The sequence below is a fragment of the Nonlabens sp. MB-3u-79 genome (genome assembly GCF_002831625.1).
Classification (GTDB): domain Bacteria; phylum Bacteroidota; class Bacteroidia; order Flavobacteriales; family Flavobacteriaceae; genus Nonlabens.
The window spans coordinates 2,548,165-2,568,186 of the sequence record NZ_CP025116.1 but is presented as its reverse complement, the minus strand read 5'-3'; the positions used below and the strand labels follow the sequence as shown (position 1 = coordinate 2,568,186).

Genomic DNA, 20,022 nt, shown 5'->3' with positions numbered 1-20,022 from the left:
GTTTTCTAGGTCAGCGGTTCAAACTTGTAAAATAATCCATTACCTCACTCTAATTAGGTAATGACACTTTTTAAGTAAGCTTCCATTTATAGTCGGTATGTACTTTTTTAAGAATCAAGAAAAAAGGGATCCACCAGATAAAATCATTGGTGATCAAGGTAAAAATAAATTCAAAAGGAACAATATCCTGAACATAGTTGAACAAAAAGCCTAAAGGGCCAAATATCTTCCCTAAAAAACCAACGGCTACAATAGGCCAGTGCTTCATAGGATTGTAGCTCGCCCACCAGTACCCTAATCCATAAACACCTATGACCATTCCCATTCCTTGCCATACCATAGGATGGTTGAGCGGTTCCATACCTACCAGTTCAAAAAAATGGTTGGGAAATATTACGACCCAAGCTCCCCAAATAAGATTGTAAATAGCAGCAAGTTGTAAAGTGAGTTTCATAAAAGATTTTAGGCGGTGAGTCTTGCGAGTAAAGATAACATTACAAAATATCTTAAAGAAGCCTTCAATAGGTATGCAGCTTTATAATTTAAACGACATAAACCACTCATTATGATTGACATGAGGGCAAGTAGTGGAGTTGGCTTAAAGACAGTTCCTCTTCTTCCTAGGTGTGAAAGGATCATAAGCAGATAGCTTACTGCGATAAAGTTGTTGATTTTTGTGATATGTAGGTGGATTCCGCTTTCGCGAAAGCGAAACAACTAGTATCTTTAAAACATGAAAAAGAGCTTAGAACAATTGATCCAGACCCGTCGCAGCGTGTTTCCTTCCCAATATACAGGTGGAGAAATTCCTCAAGATGATATTTTAAAAATTTTAGAAAGCGCCAGATGGGCACCCAACCATAAAAAAACAGAACCTTGGCGCTACAAAGTCCTGCAAGGAAATGCCTTGACTGATTTGGGCGTTTTTATGGGAGATCAGTTTGTGAAAACCACTGGAAAACCACTTTCTATAAAATTAAAAAAGCTACAAGAAAAACTAGCCGTTACCAGTGCGATGCTGCTTATTTTTAAACATAGAGATAAAAAAGAATCCATTCCAGAATGGGAAGAAATAGCCGCAGTTAGCATGAGTGTTCAAAACATGTGGTTGACTACTCATGACTTAGGCTACGGTTGTTACTGGAGCTCGCCAAAAGACTTTGTGAATATGTCCGATTTCCAGCATATTAACGTAGCAGAAGGAGAGGAATTCTTGGGCTTTTTCTATTTAGGGACTTACGATAACCAGGCAGTAGTAGCTTTACCTGAAAGAAAAAACATTACTGAGTTTACCGAGTTTGCAGAATAAGTTTTTATAAACCTTCTCTAATAAAGACAGCTAGGGAGATTGCTTAGCGATCCTGGATAAGCTGATTCCTTTTCGGTATCAAGCTCAGAAAAATGGAGCAGTCCAGTTTTTCAAAACAACTCGCTTGACCATAAACTTTTATTCTGTTATAAAAATGCTGTCTTTATATAATGCAATTCTGTCAAGCGTAAAAGGGAACTAATAGCTAGAAAAACGCCGCCTCATACTTTTAAAAAGGGGTAATATCAGCCTATAATAGAGTTATTTAACGTCCTAAATATATATATGATAACTATTTCATATTAAAGTTGTATTTTTGCAAAATATTTAAAAACAGTTATTTGAAAAATTTTGAAGCCTTAGGGCTTACTCAGCCGTTATTAGACGGCCTTGCTGAAATGGGATTTGTGAATCCAACAGACATTCAACAGCAAGCTATTCCAATCTTGCTGAAGCACGATGGAGATTTTATAGGTCTGGCGCAGACCGGTACAGGGAAAACAGCAGCTTTCGGTATACCGTTACTAGAGCTAATGGATACCAGCTCAAAAGACACGCAGGCATTAATCCTTGCCCCAACGCGCGAACTAGCACAACAAATTTGTCGTCAGATAGAAGCGATGTCTCAAAAAATGGGAAGACTTAATGTCGTACCCGTTTTTGGAGGAGCAAACATCATGGGCCAAATCAAAGACATCAGACGTGGAGCACAAGTAATTGTGGCGACTCCAGGACGTCTTATGGATCTTATGAAACGCCGCGAGATCAAACTCGATGCGTTGAAGTTTTTGATTCTTGATGAAGCAGATGAGATGTTGAACATGGGTTTCCGTGAAGACATTGACTTTATCCTTTCTAAAACAGACGTAGGTCGCAATATCTGGTTATTCTCTGCTACTATGGCAAAGGAAATCAAGAAGATTGTAGATACCTACATGAAAAATCCTGAAGAGGTGCGTATCAACCGCGAGGAAATTGTAAATACCAATATCTCTCACCAATATGTTCAATTAAAAGCACGTGATAAAACCGAAGCTTTAAGAAGAATGTTGGATTTTGATCAAGATATGTTTGGTGTGGTTTTCTGTCGTACAAAAAGAGATACACAACAAGTCGCTGATGAGCTCAATAACAATGGTTATTCTACAGAAGCACTCCATGGAGACATGTCTCAAGCACAACGTGATGCAGCCATGAAACGTTTTAGAAATAAAAATCTAAAATTATTGATAGCAACAGATGTTGCCGCTCGTGGTATTGATGTAGAAGATATAACACATGTTATTCACTTTGCTTTACCAGATGATCCTGAATTTTATGCTCACCGTTCTGGTCGTACCGCTCGTGCAGGTAAAAAAGGAGAATCTATTGCCTTAATTACTAAAGGTGATATGCGTAAATTAAAGTACATGGAGAGTAAACTTTCTATCAAATTTGATAGAGGAGAAATTCCTGCTTTAGAAGCGATTACACAGAAACGTATCGGTAGATGGACTGAAAATTTAAAAGCACAAACAGTAAATGAAAAAATTACTGATGAGCTTTTTGAAGAAGTAAAAGCAAGTCTTGAAGATGTTACTAAAGATGAATTAATAGGTAAATTCTTAACTAAAGAATTTAACTCTATTTATAAACGCAATTCGATTACTGATCTTAATGACCATTCTAAAGGTCGTGAAGATAGTGGTGAATACCGCGAGAGAAAACCAAGGTCTAGAGGTAAAGAAGAAGGAATGAAAACCTACTTCATTAATTTAGGTCGTAAAGATGAAATGAACAAAGGAGCTTTATTAGGCTTTGTTTGTGATGTTACTGGAATAACTGGTAATGACATAGGTCGTATCGTTTTGGATGGCGCTCACTCTTTTATGGATGTAAAAGAAGAAGTGGCTCCTCAAATGGAAAAACTCAACTCTGCAGAGCGCAATGGTCGTGAGCTAAGAGCTAACATACACGAAGGTGAAGTGACAGAATCTAGAGATAGAGGTCGTGGCGGTAGAGATGGCGGTGGTAGAGATAGTGGTCGCGGTAGAAGCGGCGGTGGCGGTTACAAAGGAAATCGTGACAGCAACTCTAGTGGTGGTTATAAAGGCAATAGAGATAGTGACTCCGGTTCCGGCGGTGGCTTCAAAGGAAGACGCAGCGATGGCGGTGGAAGCAGTCCTAGAGGACGTCGTGATGATGATTCTAGTTCTGGTGGTGGCTTTAAAGGTCGCAGCTCTAGATCAAATGATGATTCTAGCTCTAGTACTGGTGGTTTTAAAAGCCGTGAGTCTAGACCTAAAAGAGAAGATTCTGGATCATCAGACAGCTCTGGAGAAAAAAAAGGAAGCCGTTCTAAGTTTTTTGGTTCCAAGTGGGACTAATTCATTAAGAAAGTTTATAAATTATAAATCCGATCTCATTCATTTGAGATCGGATTTTTTTTATTAATTCGTTTTAAAGGATAGTTAAACTCAGGAGTTCTTGGGGATTATAATGACCCTAGAAAAAAGAAATAGCTTTCCTATGCAACATGTAGCAGGAGCTCTTAATCTCCTGATAAGAGATGATGCGCTAATTTTAGCGATTCCTTGTGAAGGTATAGATGGAAAAACGTAAGTTTGAATATGTTACACAAAAACAGTTCCTTTTATTCCCAATTACATCTGCATTATGGAGCACTGCATGAGCTGCTCCTCGATGAAACTGCCTTTACAGAAGTGCCTAAGGAATGGAATATCATAGTGACTGATATAAAGAATTCTACTCTAGCTGTACAAGAAGGGAAGCAGCAATTAGTAAATCTTGCCGCGACAGGCTCAATCGTAGCCTGTTTAAATATTTCTCGTGCTAAAGGCATTGATATCCCATTCTTTTTTGGCGGTGATGGAGCTACTTTACTAGTTCCTGATGAGATCCTACCAGATTGTTTATATGCATTGCAGCTGCATCAAGAACGTTGTAGCCTCTCTTTTGATTTCTTTTTACGGGTGGGACATCGCAATGTGAGTCAATTGAAAAAACAAGGGGCACAACTTAAGATAGCAAGGTACAAGCGCAATGATCTACATATAATGCCCATTATTCTTGGTGATGCCCTGCAAATAGCAGAACGCTCTATAAAAGAAAGTGAGCCGCAAGATGCTATGGAACAAATGACTTACAATCTTAACCTCCAAGGAATGGAGTGTAAATGGGATAAAATAAAACCCCCTCAAAAGGGAAATGAAGTATTAACACTCATCATAAGTGCCGCTACGGTAGCATCACAATCTGAACTATACAGCGAGGTGTTGAAAAAAATTGATCTTATTTACGGAGAAGATAGGATAAGACACCCTTTATCTGCTGGTAAGTTAAAAATGGTACACCACCTCAGCAGATTTAAAAATGAGGTTAAAATGAAATATAAGAAGGTAACCAGTAGGCAAATAGCTGCTAACTGGTGGCTTAGTATCGCAGGAAGTATCTTTGCCAAGTATACCAGGCCAGGCAAAAATTATATCCATGATTTGATTCAACTTACGGAAACTCTACTGATAGATGGTTCTATAAACACCGTCATAACAGGAGAAGAATCTCAGCGCAAGGAATTGCTTGCTTATCTGGATCAACTAGAAGGAGAAAATAAGTTGAAATATGGTTATTACACAAGTTCGAGTAGTATTCTCTCTTGTTTTGTTACCGCTCTAGACGATTACCATATTCATTTTTTAGATGGAGATAATGGCGGTTATACGCAAGCCTCAAAAGTGTTGAAAGCAAAGATGTAGTTTTGTATTGACACACTGCACCTATTTTATTTCCACTTATGTCGTATCATGCGATTCAAAGGCACTTCAAAATAGCGGTGGCTTATTCCAGCACCTATTATAGAGACAGAAAGTAGTATACCAATGATTATACAATCGTCGCTTACCCATTCCAACTTTCCGTTTCCTAAGCTAAAATAACGCAACACCAAATGATGCAGCATATAGAATCCAAAGCTTATTTCTCCCAGCCAGATGGCGTATTTATGACTTAAAATTTCTGATACCTTACCTTTTTGAAAGGCAAAAATTAGAATCATCCCCATCATTGGTATCCAATAAAACACACTGTAAAGAGCTGTTTCTGAAACCCTATTGCGCAAGCTAAAAAACAACATAAAAACACCAATACTCAACAGTTCTAGTCTGGTGAAATTGATTAGCGCTTTTTTACTTTTCAGGTGTACATATAAATCGTACAAAACCATCCCTAGTATAAAATCAACCACCCTAAACAAGGGATTGATATAAAACAACCCGTGATGCCATTGAATAGCAATAAAATGGGGAAGTATTAAAATAACGAAAGCCAATGCCGCAGTGAGGTAGTATTTGAGTGGTCCTATTTTATCAAAAAAGCGCATTAAAAAGGGAAAACACAAATAGAAAAACACTTCACAAGACACACTCCATGAGGGACCATTGAAAGAGAAATACAACTCTTTAATGGGTAAATAGCTTTGTGTAAGCGTCGCGTTAGAAGCCGCGAGCAGCCATCCTTTTACATCTAGTTCCTGTCCCCAAAACATCAATGGAACCGCAATTAAAAACGTGGCAAAATGCAAAGGGTAGATTCGCGCTAATCGCGCAATAAAAAACTTCTTATTTTCTTTTTTACTACCATCTATTTGTGAACGGTAGACATGTGTTAATATAAAACCACTGAGAATAAAAAAGAAACTCACACCTATGTAGCCCTCAACTAAAACATCTTGGTAGGTCGTTCTCAACCAATCATAATTGCTTCTCCTCAAAAAGTCAAGATGAGAGACAAAAACCATCAAGGCAAATAAAAAGCGCAAAGAGGTAAGTGGTTTTAAATGCATGTATCTATTTAGAGATCGGGAAGCTACTACATTTTAGGGTCTAAAAGAACCTAATATCCCCTGATTTTAATAATATCAAACGAGTTTAAAAACTTTTGAATACTGGTGTTGTTGTCTTTTTCAGTAGAACAAATCACTTGTGTGATAAACATCGTATTATAAGCCAGTATAGCGTTCATGTATACATAGGCTCCTGTGATCTCAATTTTAATATTCCTTCCAGGAAAACCATTAAAAGTCACCGTTTTATCAAAAATTAAAATACCCTCTAGATTACTACGAGCACCTTCAACGGCACCATCAAGTACTTTAGTGTACATTTCAGAATCAGCACCTTCAAATTGACCTTTAGGATAATCAGAGCGTATTACAGAATACACTGCATTGTCATCGCCAGAGCTGGGTGCATACATGATCATATGCATGTCCAATTCTCCAACAGCAGTAGAAACTTTTTGAACGGTCTTTTCAGGAGTATCTGGATACGCTGCCCTAAACTCCAGGGTTTCATTTTTATAAACTTCCCATTCTTGAGCTTGTACAGTTGTAGCAGAAAGTAAAAAAGCAAGTACTATTAAAGTAAGTTTCATAATTAAAATAGATTTAAATGAAAGACAAGGTTTAAAAATTGCCATTATAGCGATTTCCTTAGCATTGTCTTGTTTGTTTGCATTGGTAAAGTTAAAGAAAACTTAAATAAAAAAGAATACCAAGTTAATTCGAGCACAAATTGTGGTTAAAATAGTCAACCTTACTACCAATCGCAGCTTATTGCCCTACCTTATATTTATGGAAAAAGCACTAATAGCAGGCGCTACCGGCGCAACAGGAAAAAAAATTATTAATCTATTAAAAGAATCTCCATATATTGAGCCTATAGCGATGATTCGTAAAGAGGATCAAAAATCTATTTTTGAAGATCAAAAAGTCCAATGGATTATGGGAGACCTCGCACAAGATCTTTCCCATATCTGTGAGAATATGGACAAAGTTATATTTGCCGCAGGGTCTGGAGGAACAAATGTAGTAGAGGTAGACCAAGAGGGAGCTAAGAGGTTGATAGATGCCTCTGTATCTAATAATATCAAAAAATTTATCATGTTAAGCTCTATGGGTGCTGATCAACCAGAAGAAATGGAAGAGTTACACGATTATATGGTAGCCAAACACCATGCAGATATTTATCTTAGAAATAGCGGTCTCAATTATACGATTGTTAGACCTGGCGCATTAACTAATGACAGTGGCACCCAACACATTCAATTGTCACATAAATTAAAGGAGCAAGGATCCATTTCCAGAGCAGATGTCGCTCATGTATTGACAAAAGTATTACAAGACGATACAGCAAATAAGGAGACCTTTGAAATTGTAACGGGAGATACTCTCATCGGTAAAGCATTAGAGACCATGAGCACTTTAGAGATGTAGTACATTTTTAAAAAATAAGATTCATCAAAAAAGCCATCTCTATTTGAGATGGCTTTTTCACGTTTTAGCAAAATTCAACAAGAATATTCACCTTTTAATAGTAAGTAAATCTTCTCACCTTAGCAATATATTTAGCCAATCGTATGACTTGATGACTGTATCCGTACTCATTATCATACCATACATAAATCACAACATTTTTACCGTCAGGACCTACGATGGTGGCATTAGAGTCATAAATAGAAGGCGCATTGGATCCTATAATATCACTGGAAACCAACTCGTTATCTATAGAGTATTTGATTTGTTCTACCAGATCACCTTCCAGTGCATATTTCTTAAGTGTGGCATTAAGCGCATCTTTAGAGGTAGCCGTTTCTAGTTCTAAGTTTAAAATGGCAAGAGAACCGTTAGGTACAGGAACTCGTATGGCATTAGAGGTTAATTTCCCTTCAAAAGAAGGAAGCGCTTTGCTTACCGCTTTACCGGCTCCAGTCTCTGTAATGACCATGTTTAAAGCAGCAGCACGACCGCGACGGTACTTGCTGTGCATGTTATCTACCAGATTCTGATCGTTGGTATATGCATGTATGGTTTCTAAATGTCCTTTTTTTACACCAAAACTATCTTCTATCGCTTTTAAAACAGGAGTAATGGCATTAGTAGTACAACTAGCAGCAGAGAAAATATCTACTTGATCTGGATGGTGTTCTAAATGATTGACACCATGAACGATATTAGGTATTCCTTTACCAGGTGCTGTAAGTAAAACTTTATGAGCCCCCTTTGCTTTTAAATGACGCGCTAAGGCAACATCATCTCTAAAAGCTCCCGTATTATCAATAATGAGGGCATTATGGATACCGTAGACCGTATAATCTATATCTTCAGGCGCGTTGGCACTGATTATTTTTACTGTGGTTCCATTTACAATAAGAGATTCCTCCTCTACATTATAACCCACTGTTCCAGAAAAATCACCGTGAACACTGTCTTGAGCTAAGAGTGAAGCCCGCTTTTCTAAAACAGATTCTGTAATTTCTCCACGAGTAACTATAGCACGCAATCTAAGTTGGCTTCCTTTTCCAGCCTTAGTCATTAATTCACGAGCGAGTAATCTACCTATGCGGCCAAAACCATAAAGAACTACATCTTTAGGAGTGATCTCTTCCGTTTTTTGGGCATCTCCTAGTTTGTTCATTACAAAACTCATGACATCTTGTAGTTCATTCTCCTCTAGATGGTATTCATAAGTAAGCTTACCTATGTCTAATTTAGCTGGCGGCAAGTCTAAGGCTAGAATGGCTTGAGCTATTTCCACACTATCAAAAACCGAAATAGGCTTTTGAACAAATTGGCCAGCATATTCATGTAAATTGATGATTTGGCTCACGTTTCTATCAATCAATTGATTTCTAAAAATAACCAATTCTATAGAGCGGTCATACCATAAATCGCTTACAGCTTTAATAAAGGCGACAGCTGCACGTCGTCTGTCGGTTTGAAAAGCAAGCTCTTTTTCATAAGTATCTATCGGGTTACTCATAAATGTGGGTTTAGTAGGTTTAAAAATTTTTGCAAAAGTAATCATACTATAACGTTATAGTGAAATTAATTTGGACTTAATTCTATTTTTTTTTGTTCAATGCTTTCTCCTTTAATCAAATAGAATAAAAGTGTTTCGCTTTCGCGAAAGCGTGCTACATCAATAGTTTTCAATCGCAGTATCAGATTTCAATAGTATTGTTACTTGTCCATAGATGGTCAATGATTTTTTTTTGCGAAGCAAAATACCGCAACTGGAATTTAAATTTAAGTTTTGACTTTGATTTTGATTTTGATTTTCGTTTTGATTTTCGTTTTGATTTTATTTTTCATTTTCATTTTCATTTTCATTTTGATTTTAAATTTGTCTTACCTAAGATTCTTATGTATATTTACACCTAAGAATCTTAGGTATGTCAAATAATCAATTATATAGAGGTAGCCTGACCACCATTATTTTGCGATTGCTAGAGCAGGAGGGAAAGATGTATGGTTATGAAATCACGCAAAAGGTTAAAGAAATAACCGGAGGCCGTATGGATATTAAGGAAGGGGCTTTATACCCGTCACTTCATAAATTACAGACAGAAGGGCACCTAACAGTGGCAGCTGAGAAGGTAGAGAACAGAATTCGCAAGTATTACTCCCTGACACCACAAGGAAAAAAACAAACGCTTACCATGCTTTCAGAATTGCGGGAGTATATGGAAAACATGCAAGCCATTACCAATCCTAAATTAGCTTTTTGATATGAAAATTAACGATTCTCAATTAGCACAACTCTATACATTTACTCAAAAGCATTTTGTTGAATGGTATGATTTACAGATGGAGTTGGTAGATCACCTGGCACATGGAATTGAAGCACAATGGAAGGAAAATCCAAGTTTAAGCTTTGAAGATGTCCTTCAAAAGGAGTTTAAGAAATTTGGTGTTTTTGGCTTTATGGATGTGGTGGAAGAGCGGCAGAAATCTCTAAGTAAAAAATATTCCAGATTGATATGGAAACACGTGCGAGCTTTTTTTAAAATCCCTAGGATATTTTTGTTATTGGTATCCAGTATTTTAGTTTTCTATTTGTTGAGACTTTTGACCCTGTCAGCAGATTATTTTATAGCAGCTGTATTTACAGTCTGTCTCGGTTATCTTGTGGTCTTGACGGTTTCAAATTACCGAAATAGAAAGCGAGCGCAAGAACGAGGAGAAAAGAAATGGTTGTTTAAAGATATTATGATGCAGCAAGGTGCTGGTTTTGGTTTGGCCTTATTACCTATTCACTTTTTTAACTTCATCCTACCCAATACAGAGTCCTTTGCAACTTTAAATGAGTATGTGTTAGCAGTCATCAGTTTTCTGTTTGTTTTGGTGTGTATCATGGTCTATGTGATGCTCGTAGAAATACCCCAACGAGCAGAAGAATACCTTCAAGAGACCTATCCAGAATACCAACTAGTGGATTAAACAAAAATATAACCAAATGATTTTACGATCATTTGGGAACTTTAGAATTTATAACCACCACAATAAATTCTACTTATTGAATGAGATAGTAATCCGTAACCTGTTCATTTCCCACCAGCAGACTGAAGTCCGCCGCTATGGATTTATGTGGTCGCCTTTGGCGTTCTTTTTATTTTACCTCATATCTCAAACCTAATAGGCTGCGGAAACATAACCTCTGTTTTTAACTTCGAGTTCAATTTCGAGTTCGAGTTCGAGTTCGAGTTCAATTTCGAGTTCGAGTTCAATTTCGAGTTCGAGTTCGAGTTCGAGTTCGAGTTCGAGTTCAAATTCGAGTTCGAGTTCAAAAGAAACCTACCCTTTAGGGCTAGGAAAAGGTTTCGGTAAAATAATATATTTTCTTCATTATCATTTCTCACCAGCGGACTGAAGTCCGCCGCTAGGGATATATGTTGTCGCCTGTAGCGTTCTTTTTATTTTACCTCATACCTTATACCTAATAGGCTGCGGAAACATAACCTCTGTTTTTAACTTCGAGTTCAATTTCGAGTTCGAGTTCAAGTTCAATTTCGAGTTCAATTTCGAGTTCGAGTTCGAGTTCAATTTCGAGTTCGAGTTCGAGTTCAATTTCGAGTTCGAGTTCAATTTCGAGTTCGAGTTCAATTTCGAGTTCGAGTTCGAGTTCAAATTCGAGTTCAATTTCGAGTTCGAGTTCGAGTTCAAATTCGAGTTCGAGTTCAAAATAAACCTACCCTTTAGGGCTAGGAAAAGGTTTCGGTAAAATAATATATTTTCTTCATTATCATTTCTCACCAGCAGACTGAAGTCCGCCGCTAGGGATATATGTTGTCGCCTGTAGCGTTCTTTTTATTTTACCTCATATCTCATATCTCATACCTAATAGGCTGCGGAAACATAACCTCTGTTTTTAACTTCGAGTTCAATTTCAATTTCGAGTTCGAGTTCAATTTCGAGTTCAATTTCAAGTTCAATTTCAATTTCGAGTTCAATTTCGAGTTCAAGTTCAAGTTCAAGTTCAAGTTCAATTTCGAGTTCAATTTCGAGTTCGAGTTCAAAAGAAACCTACCCTTTAGGGCAAGGAAAAGGTTTCGGTAAAATAATATATTTTCTTCATTATCGTTCCCACCAGCAGACTGAAGTCCGCCGCTATGGTTTTATGTTGTCGCCTGTAGCGTTCTTTTTATTTTACCTCATATCTCATACCTATAGGCTGCGGAAACATAACCTCTGTTTTTAACTTCGAGTTCAATTTCGAGTTCGAGTTCAATTTCAAAAGAAACCTACCCTTTAGGGCTAGGAAAAGGTTTTGGTAAAATAATATATTTTCTTCATTATCGTTCCCAACAGCGGCCTGAAGTCCGCCGCTAGGGATATATGTTGTCGCCTGTAGCGTTCTTTTTATTTTACCTCATATCTAAACCTAATAGGCTGCGGAAACATAACCTCTGTTTTTAACTTCGAGTTCGAGTTCAATTTCGAGTTCGAGTTCGAGTTCAATTTCAAGTTCAATTTCGAGTTCGAGTTCGAGTTCAAATTCGAGTTCGAGTTCAAGTTCAATTTCAATTTCGAGTTCAAAAGAAACCTACCCTTTAGGGCTAGGAAAAGGTTTTGGTAAAATAATATATTTTCTTCATTATCATTCCCACCAGCAGACTGAAGTCCGCCGCTATGGTTTTATGTTGTCGCCTGCGGCGTTCTTCCTATGGCGCAGACTGAAGTCTGCTTTTTTGAATGAGAATTTATAAGGTATTTTTTGATAATTCAAAGAATAAATGAAGCTGATAGACCTTTTTTACCGTGATTTTTTTTTATTTTTCATACATACCTCATACCTCATACCTCATACCTCATACCTCATACCTCATACCTCATACCTCATACCTCATACCTCATACCTCATACCTCATACCTCATACCTCATACCTCATACCTCATACCTCATACCTCATACCTCATACCTCATACCTAATCCATCGTATATCTAAAACGTTCTAATTCACCAGCACTGTTTTTCATTTGTATCAATAGGGTAGCACTAGGTGGTAACTTTCTTAATATTTGTTGCACATCATCAATAGAACTCACATCATCCTCATTAATCTTAGTGATGATATAATTGCTCATATCATACCTAGAAAGTCCGCCAGTAGTAGCGACGATTTTCACTCCGTCAGTTACTTTAAATTGTGCGCGATCTTCTTTGGTAAGATTGCGCAAATTCATGTCTATAGAAGGAATACTAACCGTATTATTTTTAGTAAGTTCTATACGTACATCCATAAAATTTTGATCTCTTAACACCTTAGCTACGACTACATCTCCAGGATTTTTACTATTGATATAACCTGTGAGGTCTGAAAATTTCTGTAATTTGATGTTATCGATCTTGGTAATCACATCACCACTGCGCAGTCCAGCAATGGCGGCACCACTATCCTCAACAACCTCAGAAACAAAAATCCCTTCACTCTCATCAATACCTAATTCATCAGCAATATTGCCATTAAGCTCGCCACCGCTTATTCCCAACATGCCTTTTTGAACAAAACCAAACTCCATAATATCGTTAATGATTTTACGAGCATTGTTAGAAGGAACCGCAAAAGAGTAACCTACGTAAGATCCGGTTTTAGAAGCGATGGCCGTATTGATCCCTATCAATTCTCCATTTGTATTGACTAACGCTCCACCAGAATTACCTGGGTTAACGGCGGCATCGGTTTGTATAAAGCTCTGTACGTTTGCATCTGTCGCATCTAGATCACGCCCTTTGGCGCTTATGATCCCTGCGGTTACTGTACTGGTCAGGTTAAATGGATTTCCTACAGCAAGAACCCACTCGCCAATTTTAGTCTGGTCAGAATCACCAAATACGATATAAGGCAATGCCTCATCAGCATCAATTTTTAAAAGAGCGATATCGCTATTAGGTTCTGTTCCTATTAATTTTGCTTTGTAAGTCTTATTGTTGTTTAAAGTCACCTCTAACTCACGAGCATTATCGATCACATGATTATTGGTTACGATATAACCATCTGCTGTAATAATAACACCACTACCACTTCCTATAGTTTCTCTGTACGGCACACGACCAGATCTTAAATCTGACCAAGACTGTCGTACTCTTGCAACGCTTTTGTTTTTAACGTGAACTACTGCGTGAACGGTCTTTTCAGCAGCTTCGGTAAAATCTACTCCTGCTATGGATGTGCTCGCAACATAATTTACTGGCGAGACGGATAACGTATCTTCTATTGGTGTTTGTTTTGGATAACTAGGCTGCAGCGGAACTTCCTCAAAAAAGAATTTATACGATCCTAAAACAACTACGCCACCCAGGATGGCAACCCCTAATGTTTTGATAAATGATTTCATGTGTAATTTGTTTGATATGATCTATAACCTAAATTTAAAGCTAGAATTGTGCTTAAAAAATAGGTTTAACGATGTTTAACACTAAGAGAATTCAATCACTTACTGTATTTTTGTAGAAATGGACAAAATCAAATTCTTTAAGTATCAAGGCACGGGCAACGACTTTGTTATCATCGATAACCGCAAGCATTCTTTTGATAAAAAAGATAGCAAGCGTATCGCTCAGCTATGCGATAGAAAATTTGGAATAGGAGCCGATGGATTAATGTTGTTGGAAAATCACGATCGCTTAGATTTTACCATGGTCTATTACAATGCCGATGGAAATGAAAGCAGTATGTGTGGAAATGGGGGCCGTTGCTTGGTAAGTTTTGCGCAGTTTTTAGGTATTGTAGAAGACCAAGCCAGCTTTGAAGCCACAGACGGGGTGCATCATGCACATTTATTTGATAATGGGAATGTCAGTCTGCAAATGAGTAACGTACCTGTGGTGCAAGTTTTTGATGGCCATGTATTTACCAATACGGGATCTCCACATCACGTCGAGTTAACAGACGATCTGGATCATGTAGATGTCGTTACTCAAGGAAGGCATTTAAGAAATAAGTTATACGGTCAAGAAGGTGCCAACATCAACTTTGTAGAACCACAAGGAGGTCATGTTTTTAAAGTACGCACTTACGAACGTGGCGTAGAAGACGAGACCTTGAGTTGTGGTACAGGAGTTACCGCAGTGGCATTAGCTATGCACCGCACCCAACAAACTAAGAATAACGAAGTAATTCTACAAACACTAGGAGGGGAGTTAAAGGTTAAATACCAGCCCACACCACAGGGATATGAAGATATCTGGCTTACGGGTCCAGCGATACAAGTTTTTAAAGGCGAGATCAAACCATGATGTTGCAAAATGACATATGTAGCTTACGAGCCGTTGACCCTGAAGATTTAGATTTTATCTATCAACTTGAGAACAATCCAGACCTATGGGAATTTGGTAATACCATCACTCCTTATTCTAAATTTACCATAAGGGAATACCTAGAGAATGCACACCGCGATATATATGAAGTAAAGCAATTGAGACTTGCTATTTGTAGTCCTAATAACGAAATAAAAGGAGTGGTAGACCTTTATGATTTTGATCCGTATCACAAACGTGCTGGTGTAGGAATTGTGATCTCTCAAGAATCAGATCGGTCACTTGGTCTCGCTACTTCTGGGTTGGAGTTAATTATTGAATATGCTTTTAAACATTTAAGACTGCATCAATTATACGCCAGTATTAGTGATGATAATATGGCAAGCCGCAAACTGTTTGAGAAGGTACGCTTTCGCGAAAGCGGAATTAAAAAAGACTGGATCGCCACAGAAAAATCTTATAAAAATGAACATCTTTATCAATTGATCAATGAATAGTAATTATAAAAAAATCATCCTTGGAATAGTTTTAGTAGGACTTGTTATCATGGGATTCTTTGCCTATAATGTATGGGCGATACTCCTTTCTCCTAACACTAATTTTGAGTCAGAAACCTATGAGGTTTTTATCCCAACTGATGCCGATTACAATACCGCCTTTTTGATTATCGCAGATGCCGTTAAGAATCGGGAGGATTTACATACTACCGCTGTAAAAAAGAAATATAATGAAAACGTAAAATCAGGTCGTTTTCTCATTAAAAAAGGCTCTAGTAATAACGATATTATCAACACGGTACGCAGTCAAAACAGGCCTATTAAGGTGACCTTTAATAACCAAGAACGCTTGGAAAACCTCGCAGGAAGGTTGTCACAACAAATGGAACCAGATAGCCTTAGTTTTTTAACGGCGATGCGTGACCCTGTTTTTTTAAAAGAAAATATGCTGAATGCTCAAAACGCATTGAGTATGTACTTGCCCAATTCCTATGAAACCTACTGGAATACCACAGCAGCTGGTTTTAGAGATAAAATGTTGGCTTACCACAAACAATTTTGGAGTGCAGAAAAACTTGTTAATGCAAAAAGATTAGACCTTTCACCTAGTGATGTCTATACTCTTGCTTCTATAGTTCAAAAAGAAACCGCTAAGGTGGACGAGATGCCTAGAGTGGCAGGAGTCTATCTCAACCGACTTTCTAGAGGCATCAAACTCGATGCAGATCCTACAGTGATCTATGCCAAGAAACTATCAGAACATGATTTTGACCAGCAAATCAAGCAGGTGCTTTATGTGCATCTAAAAATTGATAACCCTTACAATACCTATAAGTATTCTCAGTTGCCACCAGGTCCCATTGTTACTCCTGATCTTACTGCCATCAATGCGGTGCTTCACCCAGAAAATCACGACTACTTCTATTTTGTAGCCGATGTACAAAATTTTGGTTACCACAAATTTGCCAAAACGCTTGCACAGCACAATCGCAATGCAGCGGAATATAGAAGGTGGATTGCTAAGAATAATAAGTAGTTCTCCTAATACTTACTTCAATCAATAACTTGGCTTAGTTGATATGACCTATTGTATTGAGCCTTTACTTCTTTAAATATAGATTAAAGCAGAGCGATGGGCCTTCAATTCACACTTCATTAGTATCGTATAATGCTCTTCTAGGATCAAATCTCGTTGGAACACAGCTGTAAAGGATTTTTTTTTAAAGTATTTCTTTTACCAATTCTGCTAAATCACCCTCAATTAATTGATTTTGAGAGCGTAAAAGTTATTTATTGTTAATATCAGGCTGTATTTCAATAACAAAACCTTTGATTTTTATTACCCTAAGTTAATCAATATTGAGTTTTTCTAGACCAACAACCTTTTGTCTATAAGTGCTAAGGCCAATAATCTACTTAAGGTGCAATTAAACGTATTTATAGCTTTTAAGAAGATCTTTAACAGTTCTCTAGATTTTAAGTGAAATAGAGTCGTAAATTTGCGCCGCGTTATAGAAAGAAGTGACAGAAACTTTCGAAAACAACACCTATGAGATCACAATATGTGAGTTTTATAGCTTATCCAGCAATATTGCTGATGAGCTTTTCGGTTTTAAAGTATGTTAAAACCGATTCTTATACAAATGACTCTGCAACTGCAGAGACGACAGAGGTAAGAAAAGTGGGACCCTTTAAGGTTGCCAAAGAGGAAGAAGAAGACATCAGTCTTCGGGACTACTCGCTGGCAACTTCCAGTGCCGACAGCTTTGTATCCTTTAAAGAAGCACTTGCGTTTAAAGAATCCAGAGGCCAACACTGGCAGGTGAATACCCTAGGATATATGGGGAAATACCAGTTTGGTAAGGTGACACTCGCTCATTTTGGGGTTACAGATACCACGGCATTTCTCAATTCTGTAAGACTTCAAGAACGTATATTTATTAAAAATTTACGTTACAATAATAGGTCGTTAAAATCCTATATAAAAAAATACGAAGGCAAAACCATCGCTGGTGTAGAGGTTACTCAAAGCGGTATGCTCGCGGCAGCCCATCTTTCTGGACCTGGAGGCGTAAGGAAGTTTTTGAAATCTAATGGACGCAAAAGCAACAAAGACGCTTACGGTAGTAGTGTAAGGTCTTATATGAAAAAATTTGGCGGATATGATTTGAGCGATGTGCTTAAATAAAATCACAATAGCTGTATAAAAAAAAGGGAGGAATCAACTGATTCCTCCCTTTTTTATTTCAAAAGCTTTTTTAAAGGGTCAATTCTTCCTTTCTATATTTTGCAACTGAATGCTCAATGCTTTTGTAGAAAGCTGTACTTCGATTAAGGATAAAATAAGTGAAACCATTAAAGCCACTAAACTCGTCCCAAAAACGATATTTGCCCAGAAACTCAGTTCAATATATATGAGGAACATGGTAATTACCGCGAGTAAGAAACTCACAATAGCCACCGCCTGCATATTTTTTATTATGGTTAACCGCTTGCTTAATTTCTTAACTTGTAAGAGTACGGTTTCTGATGCGTTTTCTTCGTACTTACCGTGTAAACTTCTGATTAAAGCAGCAATAGCGAGATACCTTGCGTTATATGCAAGCATCGTTAAAGAAATAGCAGGAAAGAGTAGTGCAGGTATGCTGAGTGTTAGTTCCACAAATGAGGTGTTAAGTAAAATGAAGTCTTCTGTTCAAATAAATTGCAAGTTTAGTTTCTACTTCCGAAAATAGCGCTCCCTATACGTATCATCGTAGAACCTTCTTCCATCGCAATTTCATAATCCCCAGTCATTCCCATGGATAATTCGGTAAAATCGTGTCTGGAAGACAACAATTCTTCTTTTTGTATTTTTTTAAACATATCAGCAAGTGTTTTAAACTCTTCTCTTACCTGATCTTTGTTTTCTGTAAAAGTGGCCATTCCCATAAGTCCTTTAATTTGCACATGCTCGTACTCCTTAAAAGCTTGATCGTTGAGTAAAGCGATTAATTCTTGCTCATCAAAGCCAAATTTAGAATCTTCTTGTGCAATATGTATTTGCAACAAACAATTGATCACTCGATCGTTATTTTTTGCTTGTTTATTGATTTCCTTCAACAATCTCGGAGAATCCACACTGTGTATCAAATGCACATAGGGCGCCATGTACTTCACTTTGTTGCGCTGTGTGTGCCCTATCATATGCCAGTGAATATCTTTAGGAAGTGCTTCCCACTTTTCAGACATCTCCTGAATTTTATTCTCGCCTAAATGTCGCTGGCCAGCCTCATAAGCTTCTTGAAGATCGCTTATAGGTTTTGTTTTACTGACAGCTACGAGAGTGGCTTGTGGTTCTACGCTTTCGCGAAAGCGTAACAGTGATTCTTTAATTGTGCTCATTTCTAAAATTCATAAATTATCAAACCACTAGGCAGTTTGGGACGTATAAAGGTGCTTTTAGGAGGCATTCTCAGTTCTGCGTCAGCAATGGATTTCATTTGTTCTACAGTCGCTGGAAATAGACCAAAACCTACTTCAATCTCCTTTTTATCCACGCGTTCTTTGATATGAACCATATCGTGTTTCCCATAACTGTACTTGATCCTATCATTAGTACGTAAATCTTCAATGCCTAAAATTGGTTTTAAAACCAACTCATACAACATTTGGGTGTCCAAGTCCTGCAAAGGAGTCGTGATTTTATATAAACTCTTACGTAAATAAAGACTGTAAAAATCTCCATCTAAATACATGCTGAAATGATGTTTCTTAGAGGGCTTGTACAATTCATTACCGTGATTCTGAATTCTAAAATGCTGATCGAGTTGTATCAAAAAATCCTGTTTACTCAGTCCGTTTAAATCAGTTACCTGCCTGTTAAATTCATATATACGAAGCTGACTCTCGGCAATAAGCAGACTCATAAAATAATGATAGCTGTCTTGCTGGCCTTCCATTTCTTGAGAAAGCAAACTGGAGCTTGCACTGCGATGGTGGCCGTCTGCAATATAAAGTTCTGGGATTTCTTTAAACTGACTTTCTATAGACTGGATCAATTCTGGGTCGGTAACCGCCCAAATTTTATGCGAATTGAAATCGGTAGTTGAAAAATGCTGATCCGGCAAATTTGTCTTGACTTGTTGTATGATCTCGTTAATAGCTGGCTGGTCCTTATATGTTAGTAAGACCGGCTCTGCGTTAAAACCTACTGCCTTGAGGTAGTCTTTAAATAGAGTCTCTTTAAGGCTTAAGGTATCCTCATGTTTTTTAATCTTATTGTCTTGGTAGTCTTGAGTACTTGTTCCAGCAATAATACCCGTATAAGAATGATGTGGGTCTGTATTTTCATACACATAAAAAGCAGGTTGCTTTTCTTGTACTAAGTAAGCTTCTTCCTTAAATTCTAGAAATCTATTTCTTACCAGTTTGAATCGATCTGTTCCAGTAATCTCTTGTTGGAATTTATAACCAGGATTTAAGATATGTAAAAAGCTATAGGGGTTGTATTTGAGCTGAGCTTTGAGTTCCTTTTTACCGTAATCCTGATAGGAACGCGTGATGACATGTGCAGCTATATCTGTTGCAGCTCGTACTCCTTTAAATGGTTTTATCTTAGGCATTTAGTTGTTTTTTGTAA

18 protein-coding genes are annotated in these 20,022 nt (G+C 37.5%); 10 read left to right on the top strand and 8 right to left on the bottom strand.

The window, feature by feature from the left end; genetic code table 11:
• Positions 1-70 precede the first annotated feature (70 nt).
• Positions 71-454, bottom strand: coding sequence for an alkyl hydroperoxide reductase (locus tag CW736_RS11345; protein WP_101014102.1), 384 nt, complete (start codon positions 452-454; stop codon positions 71-73).
• Positions 455-733: 279 nt separating this feature from the next.
• On the opposite strand from CW736_RS11345, the gene CW736_RS11340 reads away from it, so the two are divergent.
• The 3 genes from CW736_RS11340 to CW736_RS11330 all read left to right on the top strand — a co-directional run bounded on the left by CW736_RS11340 (position 734) and on the right by CW736_RS11330 (position 5,064).
• Positions 734-1,309, top strand: coding sequence for a nitroreductase (locus CW736_RS11340; RefSeq protein ID WP_101014100.1), 576 nt, complete (start codon positions 734-736; stop codon positions 1,307-1,309).
• Positions 1,310-1,650: 341 nt separating this feature from the next.
• Positions 1,651-3,675 carry a DEAD/DEAH box helicase gene (locus CW736_RS11335; RefSeq protein ID WP_101014097.1) on the top strand — a complete coding sequence of 675 codons (2,025 nt, stop codon included), beginning with the start codon at positions 1,651-1,653 and terminating at the stop codon, positions 3,673-3,675.
• 243 nt (positions 3,676-3,918) lie between these two features.
• Positions 3,919-5,064 (top strand): DUF3095 family protein, encoded by a 1,146-nt coding sequence (locus CW736_RS11330; protein ID WP_101014095.1) that lies wholly within the window; start codon positions 3,919-3,921, stop codon positions 5,062-5,064.
• Between the two features lie 26 nt (positions 5,065-5,090).
• On the opposite strand, the gene CW736_RS11325 is transcribed toward CW736_RS11330, so the two are convergent.
• On the bottom strand, positions 5,091-6,149 hold the full coding sequence (locus CW736_RS11325) for an acyltransferase family protein (RefSeq protein WP_101014093.1): 1,059 nt from the start codon (positions 6,147-6,149) through the stop codon (positions 5,091-5,093).
• Between the two features lie 50 nt (positions 6,150-6,199).
• Positions 6,200-6,739 (bottom strand): hypothetical protein, encoded by a 540-nt coding sequence (locus tag CW736_RS11320; protein WP_101014091.1) that lies wholly within the window; start codon positions 6,737-6,739, stop codon positions 6,200-6,202.
• Positions 6,740-6,938: 199 nt separating this feature from the next.
• On the opposite strand from CW736_RS11320, the gene CW736_RS11315 reads away from it, so the two are divergent.
• Positions 6,939-7,580 (top strand): SDR family oxidoreductase, encoded by a 642-nt coding sequence (locus CW736_RS11315; protein WP_101014089.1) that lies wholly within the window; start codon positions 6,939-6,941, stop codon positions 7,578-7,580.
• Between the two features lie 94 nt (positions 7,581-7,674).
• On the opposite strand, the gene CW736_RS11310 is transcribed toward CW736_RS11315, so the two are convergent.
• Positions 7,675-9,126, bottom strand: coding sequence for a glyceraldehyde-3-phosphate dehydrogenase (locus CW736_RS11310; protein ID WP_101015126.1), 1,452 nt, complete (start codon positions 9,124-9,126; stop codon positions 7,675-7,677).
• A 412-nt stretch (positions 9,127-9,538) separates the two neighbouring features.
• Here CW736_RS11310 and CW736_RS11300 point away from each other — a divergent pair, with 412 nt between their 5' ends.
• Together CW736_RS11300 and CW736_RS11295 are read left to right on the top strand one after the other, a co-directional pair.
• Positions 9,539-9,874 carry a PadR family transcriptional regulator gene (locus CW736_RS11300; protein ID WP_101014084.1) on the top strand — a complete coding sequence of 112 codons (336 nt, stop codon included), beginning with the start codon at positions 9,539-9,541 and terminating at the stop codon, positions 9,872-9,874.
• A gap of 1 nt (position 9,875) precedes the next feature.
• The gene (locus tag CW736_RS11295; protein ID WP_101014082.1) at positions 9,876-10,586 is read left to right on the top strand and encodes a hypothetical protein; all 711 of its coding nucleotides are present in this window, start codon (positions 9,876-9,878) and stop codon (positions 10,584-10,586) included.
• Positions 10,587-12,572: 1,986 nt separating this feature from the next.
• Here the strand turns inward: CW736_RS11295 and CW736_RS11270 are convergent.
• Positions 12,573-13,982, bottom strand: a complete 1,410-nt coding sequence (locus CW736_RS11270; protein WP_101014079.1) for a trypsin-like peptidase domain-containing protein — start codon at positions 13,980-13,982, stop codon at positions 12,573-12,575.
• A gap of 118 nt (positions 13,983-14,100) precedes the next feature.
• On the opposite strand from CW736_RS11270, the gene dapF reads away from it, so the two are divergent.
• The 4 genes from dapF to CW736_RS11250 all read left to right on the top strand — a co-directional run bounded on the left by dapF (position 14,101) and on the right by CW736_RS11250 (position 17,589).
• Positions 14,101-14,883, top strand: a complete 783-nt coding sequence (gene dapF / locus CW736_RS11265; RefSeq protein WP_101014077.1) for a diaminopimelate epimerase — start codon at positions 14,101-14,103, stop codon at positions 14,881-14,883.
• Positions 14,883-15,401 carry a GNAT family N-acetyltransferase gene (locus CW736_RS11260; RefSeq protein ID WP_101014075.1) on the top strand — a complete coding sequence of 173 codons (519 nt, stop codon included), beginning with the start codon at positions 14,883-14,885 and terminating at the stop codon, positions 15,399-15,401. Before dapF ends, CW736_RS11260 begins: the two co-directional genes overlap by 1 nt.
• Positions 15,394-16,437, top strand: coding sequence for an endolytic transglycosylase MltG (mltG, locus tag CW736_RS11255; protein ID WP_101014073.1), 1,044 nt, complete (start codon positions 15,394-15,396; stop codon positions 16,435-16,437). The genes CW736_RS11260 and mltG overlap by 8 nt, the downstream gene beginning before the upstream one ends.
• 513 nt (positions 16,438-16,950) lie before the next feature.
• The gene (locus CW736_RS11250) at positions 16,951-17,589 is read left to right on the top strand and encodes a hypothetical protein (protein WP_157810937.1); all 639 of its coding nucleotides are present in this window, start codon (positions 16,951-16,953) and stop codon (positions 17,587-17,589) included.
• A gap of 78 nt (positions 17,590-17,667) precedes the next feature.
• On the opposite strand, the gene CW736_RS11245 is transcribed toward CW736_RS11250, so the two are convergent.
• From CW736_RS11245 to CW736_RS11235, 3 genes are read right to left on the bottom strand one after another with little or no spacing between them, the layout of a single operon-like run.
• Positions 17,668-18,063 carry a DUF2721 domain-containing protein gene (locus CW736_RS11245; protein WP_101014068.1) on the bottom strand — a complete coding sequence of 132 codons (396 nt, stop codon included), beginning with the start codon at positions 18,061-18,063 and terminating at the stop codon, positions 17,668-17,670.
• 50 nt (positions 18,064-18,113) lie between these two features.
• Entirely contained in the window at positions 18,114-18,785 is a 672-nt protein-coding gene (locus CW736_RS11240; RefSeq protein WP_101014065.1) for a YggS family pyridoxal phosphate-dependent enzyme, read from the bottom strand.
• Positions 18,786-18,787: 2 nt separating this feature from the next.
• On the bottom strand, positions 18,788-20,005 hold the full coding sequence (locus tag CW736_RS11235) for a DUF1015 domain-containing protein (RefSeq protein ID WP_101014063.1): 1,218 nt from the start codon (positions 20,003-20,005) through the stop codon (positions 18,788-18,790).
• Between the last annotated feature and the right edge of the window lie 17 nt (positions 20,006-20,022).